Annotated in this window: 18 protein-coding genes and 1 pseudogene; 3 read left to right on the top strand and 16 right to left on the bottom strand. The window is 35.8% G+C overall.

Annotation, left to right across the window (positions count from 1 at the left end; all coding sequences use genetic code 11):
• Nucleotides 1–384: 384 nt before the first annotated feature.
• Both ABS301_RS25590 and ABS301_RS25595 read right to left on the bottom strand, forming a co-directional pair.
• Nucleotides 385–1,137 (bottom strand): ABC transporter ATP-binding protein, encoded by a 753-nt coding sequence (locus ABS301_RS25590; protein ID WP_349674867.1) that lies wholly within the window; start codon nt 1,135–1,137, stop codon nt 385–387.
• On the bottom strand, nt 1,134–2,153 hold the full coding sequence (locus ABS301_RS25595; protein ID WP_349674868.1) for a FecCD family ABC transporter permease: 1,020 nt from the start codon (nt 2,151–2,153) through the stop codon (nt 1,134–1,136). The genes ABS301_RS25590 and ABS301_RS25595 overlap by 4 nt, the downstream gene beginning before the upstream one ends.
• 164 nt (nt 2,154–2,317) lie before the next feature.
• On the opposite strand from ABS301_RS25595, the gene ABS301_RS25600 reads away from it, so the two are divergent.
• Nucleotides 2,318–3,733: an MBOAT family O-acyltransferase gene (locus tag ABS301_RS25600; RefSeq protein ID WP_349674869.1), complete on the top strand. Its 1,416-nt coding sequence runs from the start codon at nt 2,318–2,320 to the stop codon at nt 3,731–3,733.
• Nucleotides 3,734–3,746: 13 nt separating this feature from the next.
• Entirely contained in the window at nt 3,747–4,898 is a 1,152-nt protein-coding gene (locus ABS301_RS25605; RefSeq protein WP_349674870.1) for an alginate O-acetyltransferase AlgX-related protein, read from the top strand.
• A gap of 104 nt (nt 4,899–5,002) precedes the next feature.
• On the opposite strand, the gene ABS301_RS25610 is transcribed toward ABS301_RS25605, so the two are convergent.
• Both ABS301_RS25610 and ABS301_RS25615 read right to left on the bottom strand, forming a co-directional pair.
• Nucleotides 5,003–5,656: a hypothetical protein gene (locus tag ABS301_RS25610; protein ID WP_349674871.1), complete on the bottom strand. Its 654-nt coding sequence runs from the start codon at nt 5,654–5,656 to the stop codon at nt 5,003–5,005.
• Nucleotides 5,656–6,765, bottom strand: a complete 1,110-nt coding sequence (locus ABS301_RS25615) for a phage portal protein (protein ID WP_349674872.1) — start codon at nt 6,763–6,765, stop codon at nt 5,656–5,658. The genes ABS301_RS25610 and ABS301_RS25615 overlap by 1 nt, the downstream gene beginning before the upstream one ends.
• 65 nt (nt 6,766–6,830) lie before the next feature.
• Between ABS301_RS25615 and ABS301_RS25620 the strand changes: the two genes are divergently transcribed.
• On the top strand, nt 6,831–7,001 hold the full coding sequence (locus ABS301_RS25620) for a hypothetical protein (RefSeq protein ID WP_349674873.1): 171 nt from the start codon (nt 6,831–6,833) through the stop codon (nt 6,999–7,001).
• A 31-nt stretch (nt 7,002–7,032) separates the two neighbouring features.
• Here ABS301_RS25620 and ABS301_RS25625 read toward each other — a convergent pair whose 3' ends face one another.
• The 12 genes and pseudogenes from ABS301_RS25625 to ABS301_RS25680 all read right to left on the bottom strand — a co-directional run.
• A complete protein-coding gene (locus tag ABS301_RS25625; protein ID WP_349674874.1) occupies nt 7,033–7,233 on the bottom strand; it encodes a hypothetical protein in 201 nt (66 codons plus the stop codon).
• A 14-nt stretch (nt 7,234–7,247) separates the two neighbouring features.
• The gene (locus ABS301_RS25630) at nt 7,248–7,535 is read right to left on the bottom strand and encodes a DUF7309 domain-containing protein (protein WP_502878007.1); all 288 of its coding nucleotides are present in this window, start codon (nt 7,533–7,535) and stop codon (nt 7,248–7,250) included.
• Nucleotides 7,536–7,676 (bottom strand): hypothetical protein, encoded by a 141-nt coding sequence (locus ABS301_RS25635; RefSeq protein WP_349674876.1) that lies wholly within the window; start codon nt 7,674–7,676, stop codon nt 7,536–7,538. It abuts the gene before it with no gap.
• 299 nt (nt 7,677–7,975) lie between these two features.
• A complete protein-coding gene (locus ABS301_RS25640; RefSeq protein WP_349674884.1) occupies nt 7,976–9,067 on the bottom strand; it encodes a radical SAM/SPASM domain-containing protein in 1,092 nt (363 codons plus the stop codon).
• 2 nt (nt 9,068–9,069) lie between these two features.
• Nucleotides 9,070–9,462, bottom strand: a complete 393-nt coding sequence (locus ABS301_RS25645) for a hypothetical protein (RefSeq protein ID WP_349674877.1) — start codon at nt 9,460–9,462, stop codon at nt 9,070–9,072.
• Nucleotides 9,431–9,850, bottom strand: a complete 420-nt coding sequence (locus ABS301_RS25650) for a hypothetical protein (RefSeq protein WP_349674878.1) — start codon at nt 9,848–9,850, stop codon at nt 9,431–9,433. Before ABS301_RS25650 ends, ABS301_RS25645 begins: the two co-directional genes overlap by 32 nt.
• Complete coding sequence (locus tag ABS301_RS25655; protein ID WP_349674879.1) at nt 9,843–12,113, bottom strand: NACHT domain-containing protein; 2,271 nt, start codon at nt 12,111–12,113, stop codon at nt 9,843–9,845. The genes ABS301_RS25650 and ABS301_RS25655 overlap by 8 nt, the downstream gene beginning before the upstream one ends.
• A gap of 248 nt (nt 12,114–12,361) precedes the next feature.
• Nucleotides 12,362–12,664 carry a hypothetical protein gene (locus ABS301_RS25660; protein WP_349674880.1) on the bottom strand — a complete coding sequence of 101 codons (303 nt, stop codon included), beginning with the start codon at nt 12,662–12,664 and terminating at the stop codon, nt 12,362–12,364.
• Between the two features lie 68 nt (nt 12,665–12,732).
• Nucleotides 12,733–14,133 carry an LA2681 family HEPN domain-containing protein gene (locus tag ABS301_RS25665; protein WP_349674881.1) on the bottom strand — a complete coding sequence of 467 codons (1,401 nt, stop codon included), beginning with the start codon at nt 14,131–14,133 and terminating at the stop codon, nt 12,733–12,735.
• Between the two features lie 148 nt (nt 14,134–14,281).
• Entirely contained in the window at nt 14,282–14,614 is a 333-nt protein-coding gene (locus tag ABS301_RS25670) for a type II toxin-antitoxin system RelE/ParE family toxin (protein WP_349674882.1), read from the bottom strand.
• Nucleotides 14,583–14,846, bottom strand: a complete 264-nt coding sequence (locus tag ABS301_RS25675; protein ID WP_349674883.1) for a type II toxin-antitoxin system Phd/YefM family antitoxin — start codon at nt 14,844–14,846, stop codon at nt 14,583–14,585. Before ABS301_RS25675 ends, ABS301_RS25670 begins: the two co-directional genes overlap by 32 nt.
• A 307-nt stretch (nt 14,847–15,153) precedes the next feature.
• Nucleotides 15,154–15,418, bottom strand: a pseudogene (locus tag ABS301_RS25680) (DNA adenine methylase); the annotation flags it as partial.

A 15,418-nucleotide genomic window follows, 5' to 3' on the forward strand; every position in this document is an offset into this window, starting at 1 on the left:
GTACAATCGCACTTTCCTTTTAATCTCTGCTTGTAATACAAAAACAGACCCCCAGAATGTTCTACTAAGATTCTGGGAGTCAATACATCTTAAATATATCCAATTCATTCGCTTTGATAATATCTCTTTTAAAATGTAAGTCTTTATCGGCATCGCCAGAAATACAATTCACTATTTTCAAATAACATCAACTACTTTGACACTAGTTTTTAGTAACTATCTTTTCTTTTATTCTACCATATAGAGGATATAACGTACATTACCATTTGTTATTTTATGCGACATATTTCGACACAAATCTCACAATGTGATGATGCGGTGATATGGATTCCTGAAAGGCGCACATTGTTCGTTTAATGCTTTCCAAATTATTGGTATACCTGCTTAGTTCATCTGTAATGTAAAATCCAGAGAACCATCTCTTGCCTCACAAGCATATCCATTTACGCCAAAAACACGTTCTACGATATCTTTTTTTAGAACTTCCACCGGGGTTCCATTACATACGTTACAGCCATTATTTACCAAATACAACTTGTCACAATAGTGAGCTGCTAATCTTAAATCATGTAGTACAATTAGAATTGTTTTTTTACTTCGCCTTAGTATATCTAAAATAAAAAGCTGGTGCTTGATATCCAAATGATTGGTAGGCTCATCTAAAATTATCGTATCTACCCCTTGTGCAAAGGCTCTGGCTATAAACACCATTTTTTTCTCGCCTCCAGACAGGTTTTGTATATTCCTATCACAGATATGAGCGATATCTAACTGTTCCAAGGCCATCATAACAATATCTTTTTCAACTCTTTTTACTTTTCTTCCTTGTACCTGCACTGCCATTGCCACAATATCATAAACAGAGAAATCAAAAGCAGCACTATTTCCCTGGCCTACGTATCCATATAACCGGGCTAACTGTTTACTGCTAAAACCTGCCAAAGAAGAATCATTGAGTAATATATCTCCTGAATCCCTGGGATAGATACCCAGTGTTGTTTTTAACAGTGTAGATTTTCCGCAGCCATTTGGACCTATGACTCCAGTAATTTTACCACTTTCTGCCACTACATTTACTTGATTTAATATTTTTTTTCCTCCTAAAGTCACACAAATATCACGATACTCTACCTTCATAGCTCTCCTCCATGGTTCTTTCGAATCATCAGATAAAGAAAGAACGGCGCTCCAGCAAATGCTGTAATAATACCGATTGGAAGCTCAGCAGCTCCAAAAGCAGTACGGGCCACACTATCTGCCCACATAAGGTAAATTGCTCCAAGCATTGCACTAAGCGGCAGCACATATCGATTGTTACTGGATTTTATTAACAATCTTACAATATGGGGAACTACCAGACCCACAAAACCGATGATTCCTGTAACAGATACCAGGGAAGCTACTATAATAGAGCAGACTACAAACATACCAAGTCGAAAATGTTTTACACAAAGTCCCATCGCGGCAGCATCTTCATCTCCCATCATCATCAGATTCAAATTCCCTGCCTGAAAAATACACACCAATCCTCCAAACAGTACTCCAAAAGCAGGTACTAACAGCGTTGTCCACTGCGCAGAGGCTAAACTTCCCATCTGCCAATTATAAACAGCTGCAATACTCTCAGAGCTTTTTGCAATAAAAATCAAAAAACTCGTTGTGGCACTCATAACTGCATTAATTGCGGTACCTGAAAGCAATAATGTCACAGGGCGAAGTTTTCCTCCTCCTGCAAATTTAGCCATTGCATATACCAGCGCCGAAGATAACAGAGCTCCAAGCATAGCCATAATGGTTGTTTGGTACTGACCATGAAAAAATGGAAGCGGCAGCAGTAATGCACATGCCGCACCTGAGGAGGCTCCCGATGAGATGCCTAAAATATAAGGGTCTGCAATTGGGTTAAGAACCAATGCCTGCATAACTGCTCCACATAATGCGAGCCCCGCTCCGCATAGTGCTCCAAACAATGCGCGTGGCAACCTTATATTCCAGATTATCTGATAACCAGGTCTTGACCAGATACCTGCTTCCAACTCCTTTCCTCCATGAAATATCTGATCGGAAAGAATACCATAAACCTCTGATAAAGGTATTTTCGTAGAACCATTGGCGATTACCAAAAGCAAAGACAGGAATAAAACTACTATCAAAATAGGAAATATCAAAATGATCATTTATGGGAGTATTTTAAAATGAGTAGATTTTTCTTGTGTTTTATTTAATATCTTGATATGATTTAGTTTAGTTTGTTTTTTGTCTAAAATATTAATTATATGAAAAAAAAATACCTTTTCATTTATGGGAGTGAATCATTATGGTTTTCAGTTCAACACTTTTTTTATTTATAGTCCTTCCACTAACGTTGTTGGGATATTACGTAGTTAAGGAAAATTATAAAAATTATTGGCTGCTATTTATTAGCCTAGTATTTTTTTCCTGGTCACAGCCCAACTATTTATGGATAATCCTGCTTAACATAGTCATTAATTATAGTTGTGCTATGCTTATTGATGACTTACAGAAATTGAGAAAGCCGGTGTTGATTGTTACAATTGTGTCTAATCTTGGAATTTTATTTTACTTTAAGTATTTCAATTTCACCTTGGATTCCATAAATAAGATTCTAAGTTGCAGCTTTACTTTGCAAGATATAGTACTTCCAATAGGAATCTCATTCTTTACTTTCCAAGGAATGTCCTATGTAATTGATGTATACCGAAAGGAAGTTCCTGCACAGAAAAACATTTATAAAGTAGCTCTCTATATCGTTCTCTTTCCTCAGTTGATTGCAGGCCCAATTGTTCGATATAAAGATATTGCAAGAGAGATAGACTGTAGAAAAACTACTCTGGATGATTTCAGTAGCGGTATTGAGCGTTTTATCATAGGTCTTGGGAAAAAAGTAATTCTTGCAAATACTCTTGCTATAACTGCTGATGCTATATGGGATAGAGGTGCACCAAATAATACTTGGATAATCGCATGGGTAGGTAGTATTGCATATACTTTACAAATTTACTTTGATTTTTCTGGTTATAGCGATATGGCAATTGGTCTAGGACGTATGTTCGGATTCCATTTTAATGAAAACTTCAATTTGCCATATACTTCAAAAAATATAACTGAATTTTGGCGCAGGTGGCATATTTCATTATCATCATGGTTCAGAGACTATGTTTATATCCCGCTGGGAGGAAATCGAAAGCACGTATACATAAATCTATCAATTGTATTCCTACTTACTGGAATGTGGCATGGAGCTTCTTGGCATTTTATTGCATGGGGCGTCTGGAATGGATTCTTTCTCATTTTAGAAAGATACATTCTGAACAAAAGAGCAAAGGCATTAGAAGAACAAGTTCCTGTTTTCAAAACCATTATTTCAAAAATATATGCGTTGCTCATTATTAATTTTGGCTGGATACTTTTCAGAGCTCCTCATACGAAAGATTTTGTTGAGTTTGTAGCAACCATGTTTGGATTAATTAGAGCTGACAAGTTTGGATATACTGTTTTCTGGTATCTGGACAAATGGACTATAACAATTATGATTCTGGCAATTTTTTTCGCTTCATCAATCCCAACAAAGATTGGCTACCTTTTAAAAGCACATATAGCCGAGAAGGGTCTGAATGTTATGAAATACATAATGTTACTTTTGGTGCTGTATTTTTCAATGATTAGAATTGTATCAGGAACATATAATCCATTTATTTATTTTCAATTTTGAAGGGAAGAGGAGCATGTTTAACAAGATTTCAAAAATAATATTTAGCATACTTTTTGTTACAATGCTGGTAATACCTCTATTAACTACTAATTTAAAGAAAAGCACTGTGTCAACAGCAGAAAATCGAACTTTAACTCAGATGGCGGAATTATATAACGAGGACGGAACCCTGAATAAGAATTTTAATTCTGATTTCGAAGCTTGGATTAATGATAATATTGGATTCAGATCTCAGATGGTAATAAACAACGCAAAATTACAGTATTATTTATTTAATGTTCTAGCCAATAACAGTGATATGTATCTAGGGCCAAATGGGGAATTCAATTATGCTACTGCAAATATATTGACGGACTATCAGCATTTGAATTTAAAATCGGATGAAGTATTAAACCAGCTTGCTGAAGGTTTTCAGTATGCAAATGATTATTTGAAAGAAAAAGGGATCCAGTTATACTATTTCCAATGCTGGGATAAACATTCGATCTATCCGGAATACTTCCCAAAATCTGTTATACAATATGGGAATGAATCCAAGACAGACGAAATTGTTCAAACGTTGAAAGAAAAAACTAATGTTTTTGTCGTTTCTCCCAAGCAGGAGCTCATTAAAGATAAAAGTGAATTAGAAACATATAGTAAATGGGGTGATTCAACTCATTGGACCCAAAGAGGAGCCTTCATTGGATATCAGTTACTGATGAACACGATCAACCAATACAATGGAGACTCCTATAAAGTGCTTCATGAAGATGATTATAAAATAACACTGAAGGACATGGGATCCACATTATTTGGTGGAATCCACAAAGAATGTATGCTGGAAAACTTCCAAATAATAAATCCGCAGGCATATTTAACCAATGAGAAATTGACTGCTCATTCTGATGACCATCGCCATCGATTTTTTACAAATAATTCAGTAGATAATAGAACCCGGGTTCTTATCTTGGGTGATAGTTATATTAATTCATTTATCATAGATGATATAGCTGAAAGTTTTTACGAGACTGTTATTATATGGGGAGACTATACTTCCGATTTCGAAAAAATAATTGATACATATCAACCCGACATAGTCATTGTTGAAAATGCAGAGCGTTGTGATAGAACAGGAACATTTGCAAGTACACTTTTACAAATTAAGGCGAATGCTTCTGAATAATAATCACAAGGATTTATGGTTATAATTACAAATATGAGAAACTATGAATAACAAAATGGCCTGTTTATAAGAAGTATGTAACTATTCAAAAAGAGCAATCGAAATCACGATTGCTCTTTTTGAATTAAATTGCTATTTAGTGCTTTAACCACTGCGGTCAAATTGGCTCCGATGTCCAGATCTTCCCCCATGCCGATCCGCTCGTAAAGAGTGTGTACAAACGCTGCTGTGTTAATCTTAGTATTGTCATTTGCATCCATATTGGTCAACATATTCTTGAGCAGGGCATTTTCATTTAATCCCATCGTAACCGCTATGGACTTGGATATCTTTCCAAGCACAGAAGCAATAGCTTCCCCCGCTATGATGTTGGCCAACTCAGTAGCCTGCTCAAAGAGTGTATTTACATCAATGCTGCCATCACTCGCCACCTTAATCCCAGCGCTTCCCTTTACCAGCCCCAGCGCGTCCTGTGTAGCTGTCTTTACGCTTAGATTGCCGTCAGTGCTGACCTCCGTTGTTATACCGTCTGGTTTAACCGTTCCTACGCTATCAGCGGTAGCCTTGCTGGTTCCCAGTGCTGATACTTGCCAGTAGTTTAAATCAGTCGGCGGAGTACCTTTAGGAGGATCAGTGTGTACCGTATAACTGCTACCATCATATGACACTAAATTTAACAGTTCATATTTTACATCAGGATCGTATTCCCCCTTGGGTACCGTCCCTATTATGCCATAGATTACTTCTGTTTCGTCCATTAAGTTGCAATCTCCTTTCCTATAAATTTACCAGCTTCAAGTCGAAAACTCATGCCTTTCGCCAAGAAGGTACTTTTTAACTTCATTTTCACGGGATCAACAAAAAATTGTGGAATAGACAACTTAGCCACCTGGTCAATTTGTTTTTTTAATGCCTGCACCTGTTGCCAGTACCACCTTGCGTTGTCCTCCGGATCCTCCGGAACTACACCACCCACTGTGTATCTCTGAGCCTGTAAAGCACTGGCCAGTGCTTCAGCTGCGCTCTGACTGGCCGCTGTCTGGCTTACTCCTGCCTGTGCCGCTTTATCTCTTGCCACCTGCTCACTGGCACCTGCTGCCGTTGCTTTTGCCGTTGTGGTTAAAACATCAGCTGCTGTCTGGTTTGCTGCTGCAGTAGCCGACGCTGCCTTTGTAGTAGCTATTCCTGCCTGTGCAATTGATACTGCTTCGCTGTCTGCGGCCTGCTGTGCATTCAGACCAGAGGTTGCGGCATCCGCTTTGGCTTGCTCGTAAAATGCCTTAGCACAATCATTCTCGCTTCCCGGAAAATCCGGATCTCCCAAGGTATACCGCTTTGCAAACTTTTGGTACTCAAGAGCTGCATCACGGGCCGACTGTGCATCAAGCATATACTGTCTGAATTCTGTCTGTATGGCAGCGTCCAGCTTTTCCATAGTTACAGATCCGTTCACGATTCTGGCGGTTATAGTATGGTCCTGAATCTGCATTGATACAGTAGCGGTACTATCCACGGAATAAACAAATCTGGTTAAATCAATGACTTTTTGTGTACCATCAGCTAAAGCTACTATATCTTCTTTGCACTTATAAGATACGGAATTCCCGATAAAGTAAGAGCTGGCCGTATCTGCAATATCCTTTTCATGATTACAAACCAGCTTTGTCTTACGGTCTTCTGATAATATTTTGTGCTGCCCTTCATAGTATTTCATGAGCTTACGGAGTCTGGTTGCTTCCCTACGGTGCTTTACAATCAGTGTGCGGATTGCCTCTTTATCTGGGCTTAGTTCGTCCCAAGACTCCCTGGGCATTGTGTATATGTACGTGGTTATCACCTTCTTTCTGTTGTTGGGTGAATTTTCCATCTTCGACTCCTATACTGTACTTACAGGCTCCTGTCAGAGCTAAATACGAAAGAAAGGAGATTTCTATGCGCCGATACAAAGTACCTTATAATGGAAATCAGTATGTACTTAAAAAATCCACTGGGGAAATACATGATCTGGATAACGAGACCAGTCAATGTAAAATCGATGAAATAAAACCAGACATGTTTATAATTGTGGAAGTTATGATACTGCGCAGGTTCATGCGGTCTTAGTTGAAAATTGCAGTAATCCAAATGGTTGTTATTACTGCATTCCATCTAAAGACAATGGATAATTACCAGACTGGGCTACTGACATTATAGTTTGTAGCCCCTCTTTGGTTAGCTGTTCTGATAATACTTCTTTTAGCTGTTCTGCTGACTCTGTAGTATTTACAATATCAAAAACTACTTCTGTAAATTTACTAACATCTGTAATTGATCTTATCACCTCAAATTTAGTCATTTCACTCACCTCCCTTAATTTAATCCAAAAGCAGACTTGCTCCGGATCTTGATTGTTTTGTTATTAAGTATCGTATAACAGAAATACCTGACCGCGTCCATAGCGTGATCATGCTGCTTTATCGGCTTATCTTCTCCCCGATCGGCAGCCTTGGGATAAATAGATATTCCAATACAGCTTCCACCTCTTCCCAATACACTATAGAATACTGTTTCTTCACGTTTATCACCGGTCAGTATTCCAAAGATATCCATATCCCACAAGAATTCCCACGGTTTTAACTTCTTAATCCGTGTTGCGATCTAATATAATTTATTCCATTCTTCTATCGTTGCTTCCGTTCTCATATACACTCCCGGCTCCACGCCAACTCCAAACTGATTATCTAAGTTCAAATTACATTTGCATAAACTTAACTCCCCGTTATCTTCTATTTGCTCCACCGTAAGCTCTGAATTTATCTACCTCACACGAGGTAAAATCAATCATTAATAATATTCTCTTTTCCCTTTCCCGTGACTGTGTTTTCTTCCGGCTCTGTTTCCAGTGCCAGCAGTTCCTCAATTGTCTTAGAAAATTATTTTAATGTATCACCTTATCTGTCATAACATTTAATATCAGATATTTTTATTTCGACAAATTTCGACACAAATCTCACAATGTCTCGAGTGGGTAAAAAGGATGCCCAAAAGGTATAGCTCCCCCTTGGCGGCCGGTCATATTTTTTCAATATGTACTAATTCTAAACCACTATTTTTGCAGCTTCAGTTATATATCCGTTATTACACAAATCTATCTCAACCCCGAGTCTACACCCATCTTGGCAAAGTAATCGACTATTACATGTTGTGCATCTCTCTTTCTTCCGAGATCTAAAATTATCGAACTTCTCTCCCATCCAGATTTCCCTTAACGTCTTGTCATACATTGATTCAGATATTCTTTTATCCCAGATTCCAAATGAACAAGGATAACAATTCATCTGACTATCTATGTACATCGAAAAAGTTGCTGCTTCACAGGCATCAATGCATACCGGAGGTATTGTACCTCCCCAACGTAATATCGCTGGTGTAAAACAAGTATCAAATCCGATTCTATATGGATGCATCTTTTCTGTTACAACTGAAAAGAATTTCTCAAGTCTATTATCTTCTTGTTCCAATACCTTCTCTACAATACCACCACCTACAGGCTTATACAGTATGAACACAACTGCATTAATTCCGTCTGGAAATAAATTTTGTTCTAACCTTATAATTGCTTCATCTATTGTATCTTTGGAAACAACAAAATGAATGTTTGTAGTACACCCCAACTCAAGTAACCTCTTTGTTGCATTAATAGTTTCCTGATTGGTTTCAACTCCATAATTCAATCGTGAATACCAAGATACCGCAACAGCTCCACAATACCTTTTTATCAAATTCATTTCTTTTTTCGTCATAAGAAAACCGCTTGTAGTCATATTAGGAACAATTCGGAATGTTCTACAGATTTGCAATACTGTTTCAAACTGAGGATGCTTATTGGGATCTCCCGCACCACCCAATGCAATTTGAAATGTTTTACCTGCTGCCTGCTTGGCAATTTTCGCAAAATCCTTAATTGTCATGTGGGGAGCATATACATCTCGACCATTCTGATAGCAATCAACTCCCGCCCTTTTGCAATACTCTCCACTGTCACAATGCCCCATGATTCCTACATCAAGCAACTCCGGAAAAGATCGCATTATTGGATTAACACCATTTACATCGCTGCGAATTAATGTACCATTCTCTTCGTTAAATATTTCAAAAAACTTGAAAACTTCGTCTTTATAAATTATCATAATTACCAAATACACGATCTACCATTAATGTAGAAATCCTTCTCTTCTATTTCAAAACTATCTGTAGTGAAAAATTGTATTAATGGCGAGTCATCACTACTCGTATATCCCCAATATGCATGGAAATCTTTATTTTTATCATACAAATTTGCAGATTTGTCTCCAAAGACCTCTTTTATCGACTCATAATCTGGATTGTCATAATCATAATATCTCAATCCAGAATCAATAGCATACATGATTTTTTCACAAAGCTCTCTACCCTGACTTTCTAATACACTACCTTTTACAAAGCCCAACTTTTCAAACAAATAATCCTCTGTCAATTCCTCTTTTGATATAATCAAGAAATTAGTGGAAGAACTATTCGTAATAAATCCCGTCCGGATCTTCATCTTCCAACCCTCCTACTGCCTTTGAAAAAGCTTCTTTAAAATTTTCATCGTAGTTCAACGTTTCTATATTTCTCTCAATAGAGCGGTAAGAACAATCTTTAATGGAATAATTCCCTGAAGCAAGCTTTATTGCCTCATCATGATCAATGTTAAAATGTTCTTCGATAAATTCCTCAATTGTACTGAATTCTTTTCGATAATATTTCCGGTACTCCTTCCTAAAGTTTAAGCACCCATCAAAATAATAATCATAAACTCTAGAAATCATATCCCCTGCAAAGGTATTTTTCTTTACCCCTAACTTTTTCATTACCTTTAATTTTCTCGGTATGTCTTTTCCTCTAAAATATATAGTTCCTCCCCTCTTATAACATGTTGATTTACTCATAGGCCTTCTCCTCTATAGCACATGCACTCTTCATCCTTAACATCATTTCTTGCCGAACCCCATCATGTGTAGGTAAATTATAGAAATATCCTCTAAGCTCCTCTTGAATTCTGACATCCTTAAATTTAAAACAAAACAAGAATAGTTCTGCTACCTTTTGAATCTGTAACGCTTTATCAGGTTCTGTATTTATCAAACATTTATGTTCCAAAACAAAATACTCAGGGCGAAAACCTTTATCAATATAATTGTTCACGATAATTACTTGGAAGGCATTTCGTATAACCTTTTCATCTTTCATCCCTAATAAAATATTTAAATAGGTATCAAGATCATTTACACCACCATAAAGTGTTCCCTCTAACATAGCATCAAAGAGCATCCCACCATCTTCATTAGGATTCTTCATCAGACAATCCTGAATATAGGAAATCTCAATAGCCGTCAATGGAAAACCAGATGTCATAACAATTCTCATTCCAAGATTCTCAAACTCTTCTCTCTGAGACCTATTCCAATAAAGCTGATTATCTTGTTTTTCTATAATACGGTAAATATCAAGTATTTCATTACATAGTTTTTCCGACTTACCCGATTCTGCAACCACTACGTCAGTTTTGAAGAAGACATATGTATAATGAATTATTCCTTCTGCACATGATGCCCCTATTTCATTCAACTCCCTAATTTTTTCAATAATTCTTTCCCAATCCACGTTGCTTGTTGAAATATTATTTAATAGAAGTCGTCTTGCCAAATAATAATCTCGCATTTCATCAAAAACAAAATATACAACTTCCGTTTCATTTCTCGCAATTGTCCCCTCATGAGAAATCAATTTTTTACTTATCAAAATGCTATTATCCACTGACTCTAGAATCATGTTATTATTTATCCCACATGCCTCCAAATCAGATAAGCTTATGTCGTCAAAATTATATTTTTCTAACATAGCATCCGCTAATGTATCAAGCAGATTTTCCAATGTCTCTCCACTATTCTTCTTTGCCATATTAATATACTGTGCAAAAATCTCATGTTTTCGAATAGAATGTGCATCTGCATCGCTATTCTTATTAACCTCGAAGAAGATTCGAAGAAGCAACAATTGCTCACTAAGCACATTTTGCACAGAAGCAGAGATATTTCCGTTGTAATTAAAATGTTTACTATATGCCTTAATAATACGTTCAATTGCATTGGGCGTATAACTTTGTTCTTTTAAATCAAACTCGAATGCAGGTATATTAACTGCATCAACAAGAACCCCCCTGAAGCGTTCTTTATAATATTCATTTCTACATGAAACAATAATTCTCACACGATTATATCTGGATAGTTCATTAATCAATGTTGCAATTTGCTCTCCAAACTGTTTACTATCATTTTCATTGATAGCATCAATAATAATAAAAAGATGTTTTCCCTGAATAGTCAGAAGTATATTTACCAACCAAAAATATTTCTCCATATGTTTTATATATATTTCTGGAAGCTTTAGTTCTTTACACAAGAATTTTGTTGCATCTCCTTCAATATCTCTAGCATTTAAAAATATAACAACTTCCTTTAGATTGATTAGAAGTTCGCTTATACTACATAACAAATTTGTCTTGCCATTCCCCGCACTGCCAGTAATTATCATATACTTTCTATTAGCTGCTTTGACATATTGTTGTAAACTTCCCAATGACTCAGTATAGGGATACGATACTATTTCAAACAGATACTTTGATTCTTCAAAATCCGGTTTCAGCTCCACCCCTCTCTCCCTAAATCTAGTATGCAATTTCAATGCTTCTCCTACCACATTTTCAATTCGCTCAAGTGAAGCCGTCCGCCCTAACTGAAAGCTTACAGAAGGCTCTACACAAGCCGCTCTTAAAATATCACCATATGCATTCTTATACACAAAATTGAAACTATTAATCAGTCGTTTTTTCCACTTCTTGTTGTATACAAAATAACGCAGTACTTCTTTACTTCCATTTAATTCAACAAAAATCCCCCTAATATATTTTCCATTTCTAACTAGATGTTCAATCTGCATTCGCGTATACTTGTTCGCTTTTTCCCGAATTGAAAAAAAAGCAAATATCAGCATAATAGCAGTAATTACCGATACAATGAACCACAACATGTTTTGTATAGTATCGCTAAAGTCACTAATATTATCAATGACCAACCGAAACCGTTCGACATAAGTCACTCCTGATTCCGTATCCAATAATAGAAGGCTATTTGCCTGCATTATCCAGTTCATTCCAACTCTTTCCCCTTCTTTTTTCTAAATATTCACAACTTGAACTCTTAAATTCAACTTTCACTTAATAAAGTGGAGCTATTCCAAATGATGTAGATACAATCATCAAAATTCCATCTCATTCGCTATGTCTTAAACATTATTATAGTGAGTTCTTATTTTGGTTCCTCTTGTCCCTTTAATCTCTAAAGATTATCTATGGCAGTTCTCCGTGCCAAAATCCATTTGTAACAAAATACTTACTATATTTAAAAATCAATTTTTTTCAGTATCTCCATCTGAGTATATCCCTGACATTCCTTGATTGATATATAACCCAACTGCTTTAATGTATAAAGATATTTGTCAACCATTGTGATATGATGTGTATTTCCATATACAACGTTACAAATGTCAGCACATGATGTTCTACAATATTGATTCCCCGATTTTACAGTCAAATCAGATATACAATTATATGTATCAATGAGTAATTGACGATACCCACCTGTTGGGTTATCTTTTTGGCTTCGCAAATATGCCAACTTTCGATCTTTATCTTCTTGCTTCATAAATTCACCGTCCTCACCACATCTTATGTCCATTATACAACATAAGATTTCCCACGGATATCATCAACTTATTTAAATCCTTCAAATATAAAAAAAACTAAATCTAAGTTTCTCTTTTTTGTTGTTGGATCTATTAGGCTTCTCTCGATATTAATCATCGGTATAAGTGATAATATCATATTTCGTACAACTGTCGCCATTTTTAAAGTCTTGCTATATAATAGTTCCGGATTTAAAAAAGTCAAACCCTTTATCTCAGAAAAAGAAAACTCCTTATGCTCTAATGTATTTCGTATATCAGCATAATCTTGAGCATCTGGTGAAAGCAATTCGTTAATATTGAAACTGTCACTTTTACTTTCCCGATACTCTTTACGCAACCAATAAATGTTATATAAATGTTGATTTCTATACTCTGTTAAAATGTTTCCATCTTCATCCTTCATAGCCCAAACACTATTAATATTTACGGCACGTTCCTTACCTGTCAATTTAAAATATCTATAAATAAAAAATGCCACTCTGTCAAAATATGAATATAAACATTGAAAAACTTGTGCTAATTCGTGTACCATTTCATCATTCTCTATATTTCTACAAGCAAATAATTTCTTTCTTTGCAATATAAATACATCGAATAAATTTTTCAATGAATGAAACCTCTCATCTGTTAATTCTAAGTCATCCTTTAATTTTTGTATATTAATATCAAATTTTGCCTCTTCATAATTACCTAAATCGTTTACAAAATTTAAGTATAGCGTATTTTTTATACACCAATCTTCATAAGAATCTGTAAAATAATCCACCTCATTAAAAAATGCATATGCATCATAATTCGCATCTTTACCTTTTGTTATGGTATCAAAATATGCTTGTTGCTGCCTAATATATTGTATTTTTTTTGATTTAAATAATTCTTGTCCATTGTCTAGATTTTCAAGATGTATATCCAGATAAAGTTCATACAACAAATTAAAAACCATACAATATATATCTTCTCCTAAACCAATTAAAGGATTATGATGCTCTATCCCCAAGGCAAAGTTACCTATAGCCATATCAAAGCAATCATCAATTTCCAATGCCTTTCTGTAATATGACAATGCATCAATACTTCTAAACTGGTTGCTATACTCATTTCCAATATTAACAAATAGCCTTCGTATTACTTCAAATATAAAGTCTTGATCCGTTTCTAATACTACTTTATTATCCTCATAAAGTTTAATACCTTTCAAATAATAATAAGTTCCTAAATAATATTTATCATCTTTACGAAAAACCACATCACTGGGATTATGCGTATCATATTGCTTGGAGTAATATGAGCCCATATTATAAAGAAAGGATATTTCATGTTGAATCGACTCAAACTCCAATTCACCCTTCCGATAACTATCAGAAAAGGAATTTATATCAGCTATATTTTCGAGTTCCGTGAATTTAATCCAATCATCTTCTGACATTACACTGCCTCCCATTTTTAATATAAAAAATTATATCACACACTTCCCATTATATCATATAAAAAATATTGCGATGAGCATACTATCAAAAATAAATGCCAGAGCTACCAAAATTAGCAGCCGCTCTGGCATTCATCATCATTTCCAATCAATTATTTCTATACATATGCGGATAATCCATCTGTGTATCTGCAATATGATAAATATAAATCCTTTCATATTCTGGCTCAACCCGATACACTGCCACAAATCTACCAGAATAAACCTCTTTATATCCCAATTTACGCAACATACTATCCTTTGCCGGAACACCAGAATTAGGGAAGTCCGCCAAATGAACAATACTGCCTCTAATCTGGTTGTATACTTTTTCTGCACTCTCCATACCAAATTTCAAGAAATAATAGTCCGTTATACTATCTAAATCTGCAAGTGCTGTTTCCAGGTATTCAACCACCATAACGTTGTTTAAACCTCTCATCTACTTCTTCCTGTGTATAAGTTCTTGCCCCCGCTAATCTGGCATTTTCAGCAGCAAGCACCCTACTCCGCATCAGCAAACTTTCTTCCAGTTCCTCAAATGCCTCCATACTCATAAATACACCATCTCCAGTGCCATTAATAGTAATATAAATAGGTTCTCTAGATGTTTTTGCCAATTCTGAAATTTCTGGATATTTATTTCTCAGCTCTGCAGAAGATCTTATATTCATATCGTCACCTCCAAATTCATAATTATGATATAATTATACATCAACTGCAATGAATTTGCAAGTCCCCAACCCTTTTTCAAATCAAATCTCGGCTCTTATCCATATTCCATTCTGAAATAAAATAACAGTCTCCGATTCATTCTCCACCCAGATCCTCTCTACATAAAACCCAACAATCTCATCACAAAACCCTGCATATTTCTGCGATTTTAACCAACCTCTTCTAACAATTTTTTCTGGCCGAAATCTGTTCATCTTATATTTCCTCATAATCTGCAACTGCCGCAACTCCACATTATGTATCTCTTTAATAACATCTTTCGCTTGATCCAATAAATATTCCCGCTGCAAAAAAACCCTGGACAACCATCTCTATACACTCTCTGGTAATAATCAGTTCCGGGAACTCACAACCGCCATCGTATCGCTGAGCCAGGTTGTTAATTCTGGTGGTTTCAATGATGTGAAAATCCTGATACAAATCTCTGATATAATCGCAGTCATTATAGGACACCATCCATTTCCCCTGAACATCACCCAGCGTATCACGAAGCCGCACATGGTCTTCCTTT

The sequence above is a fragment of the Lacrimispora sp. genome, from assembly GCF_031982545.1.
Lineage (GTDB): Bacteria > Bacillota > Clostridia > Lachnospirales > Lachnospiraceae > Lacrimispora.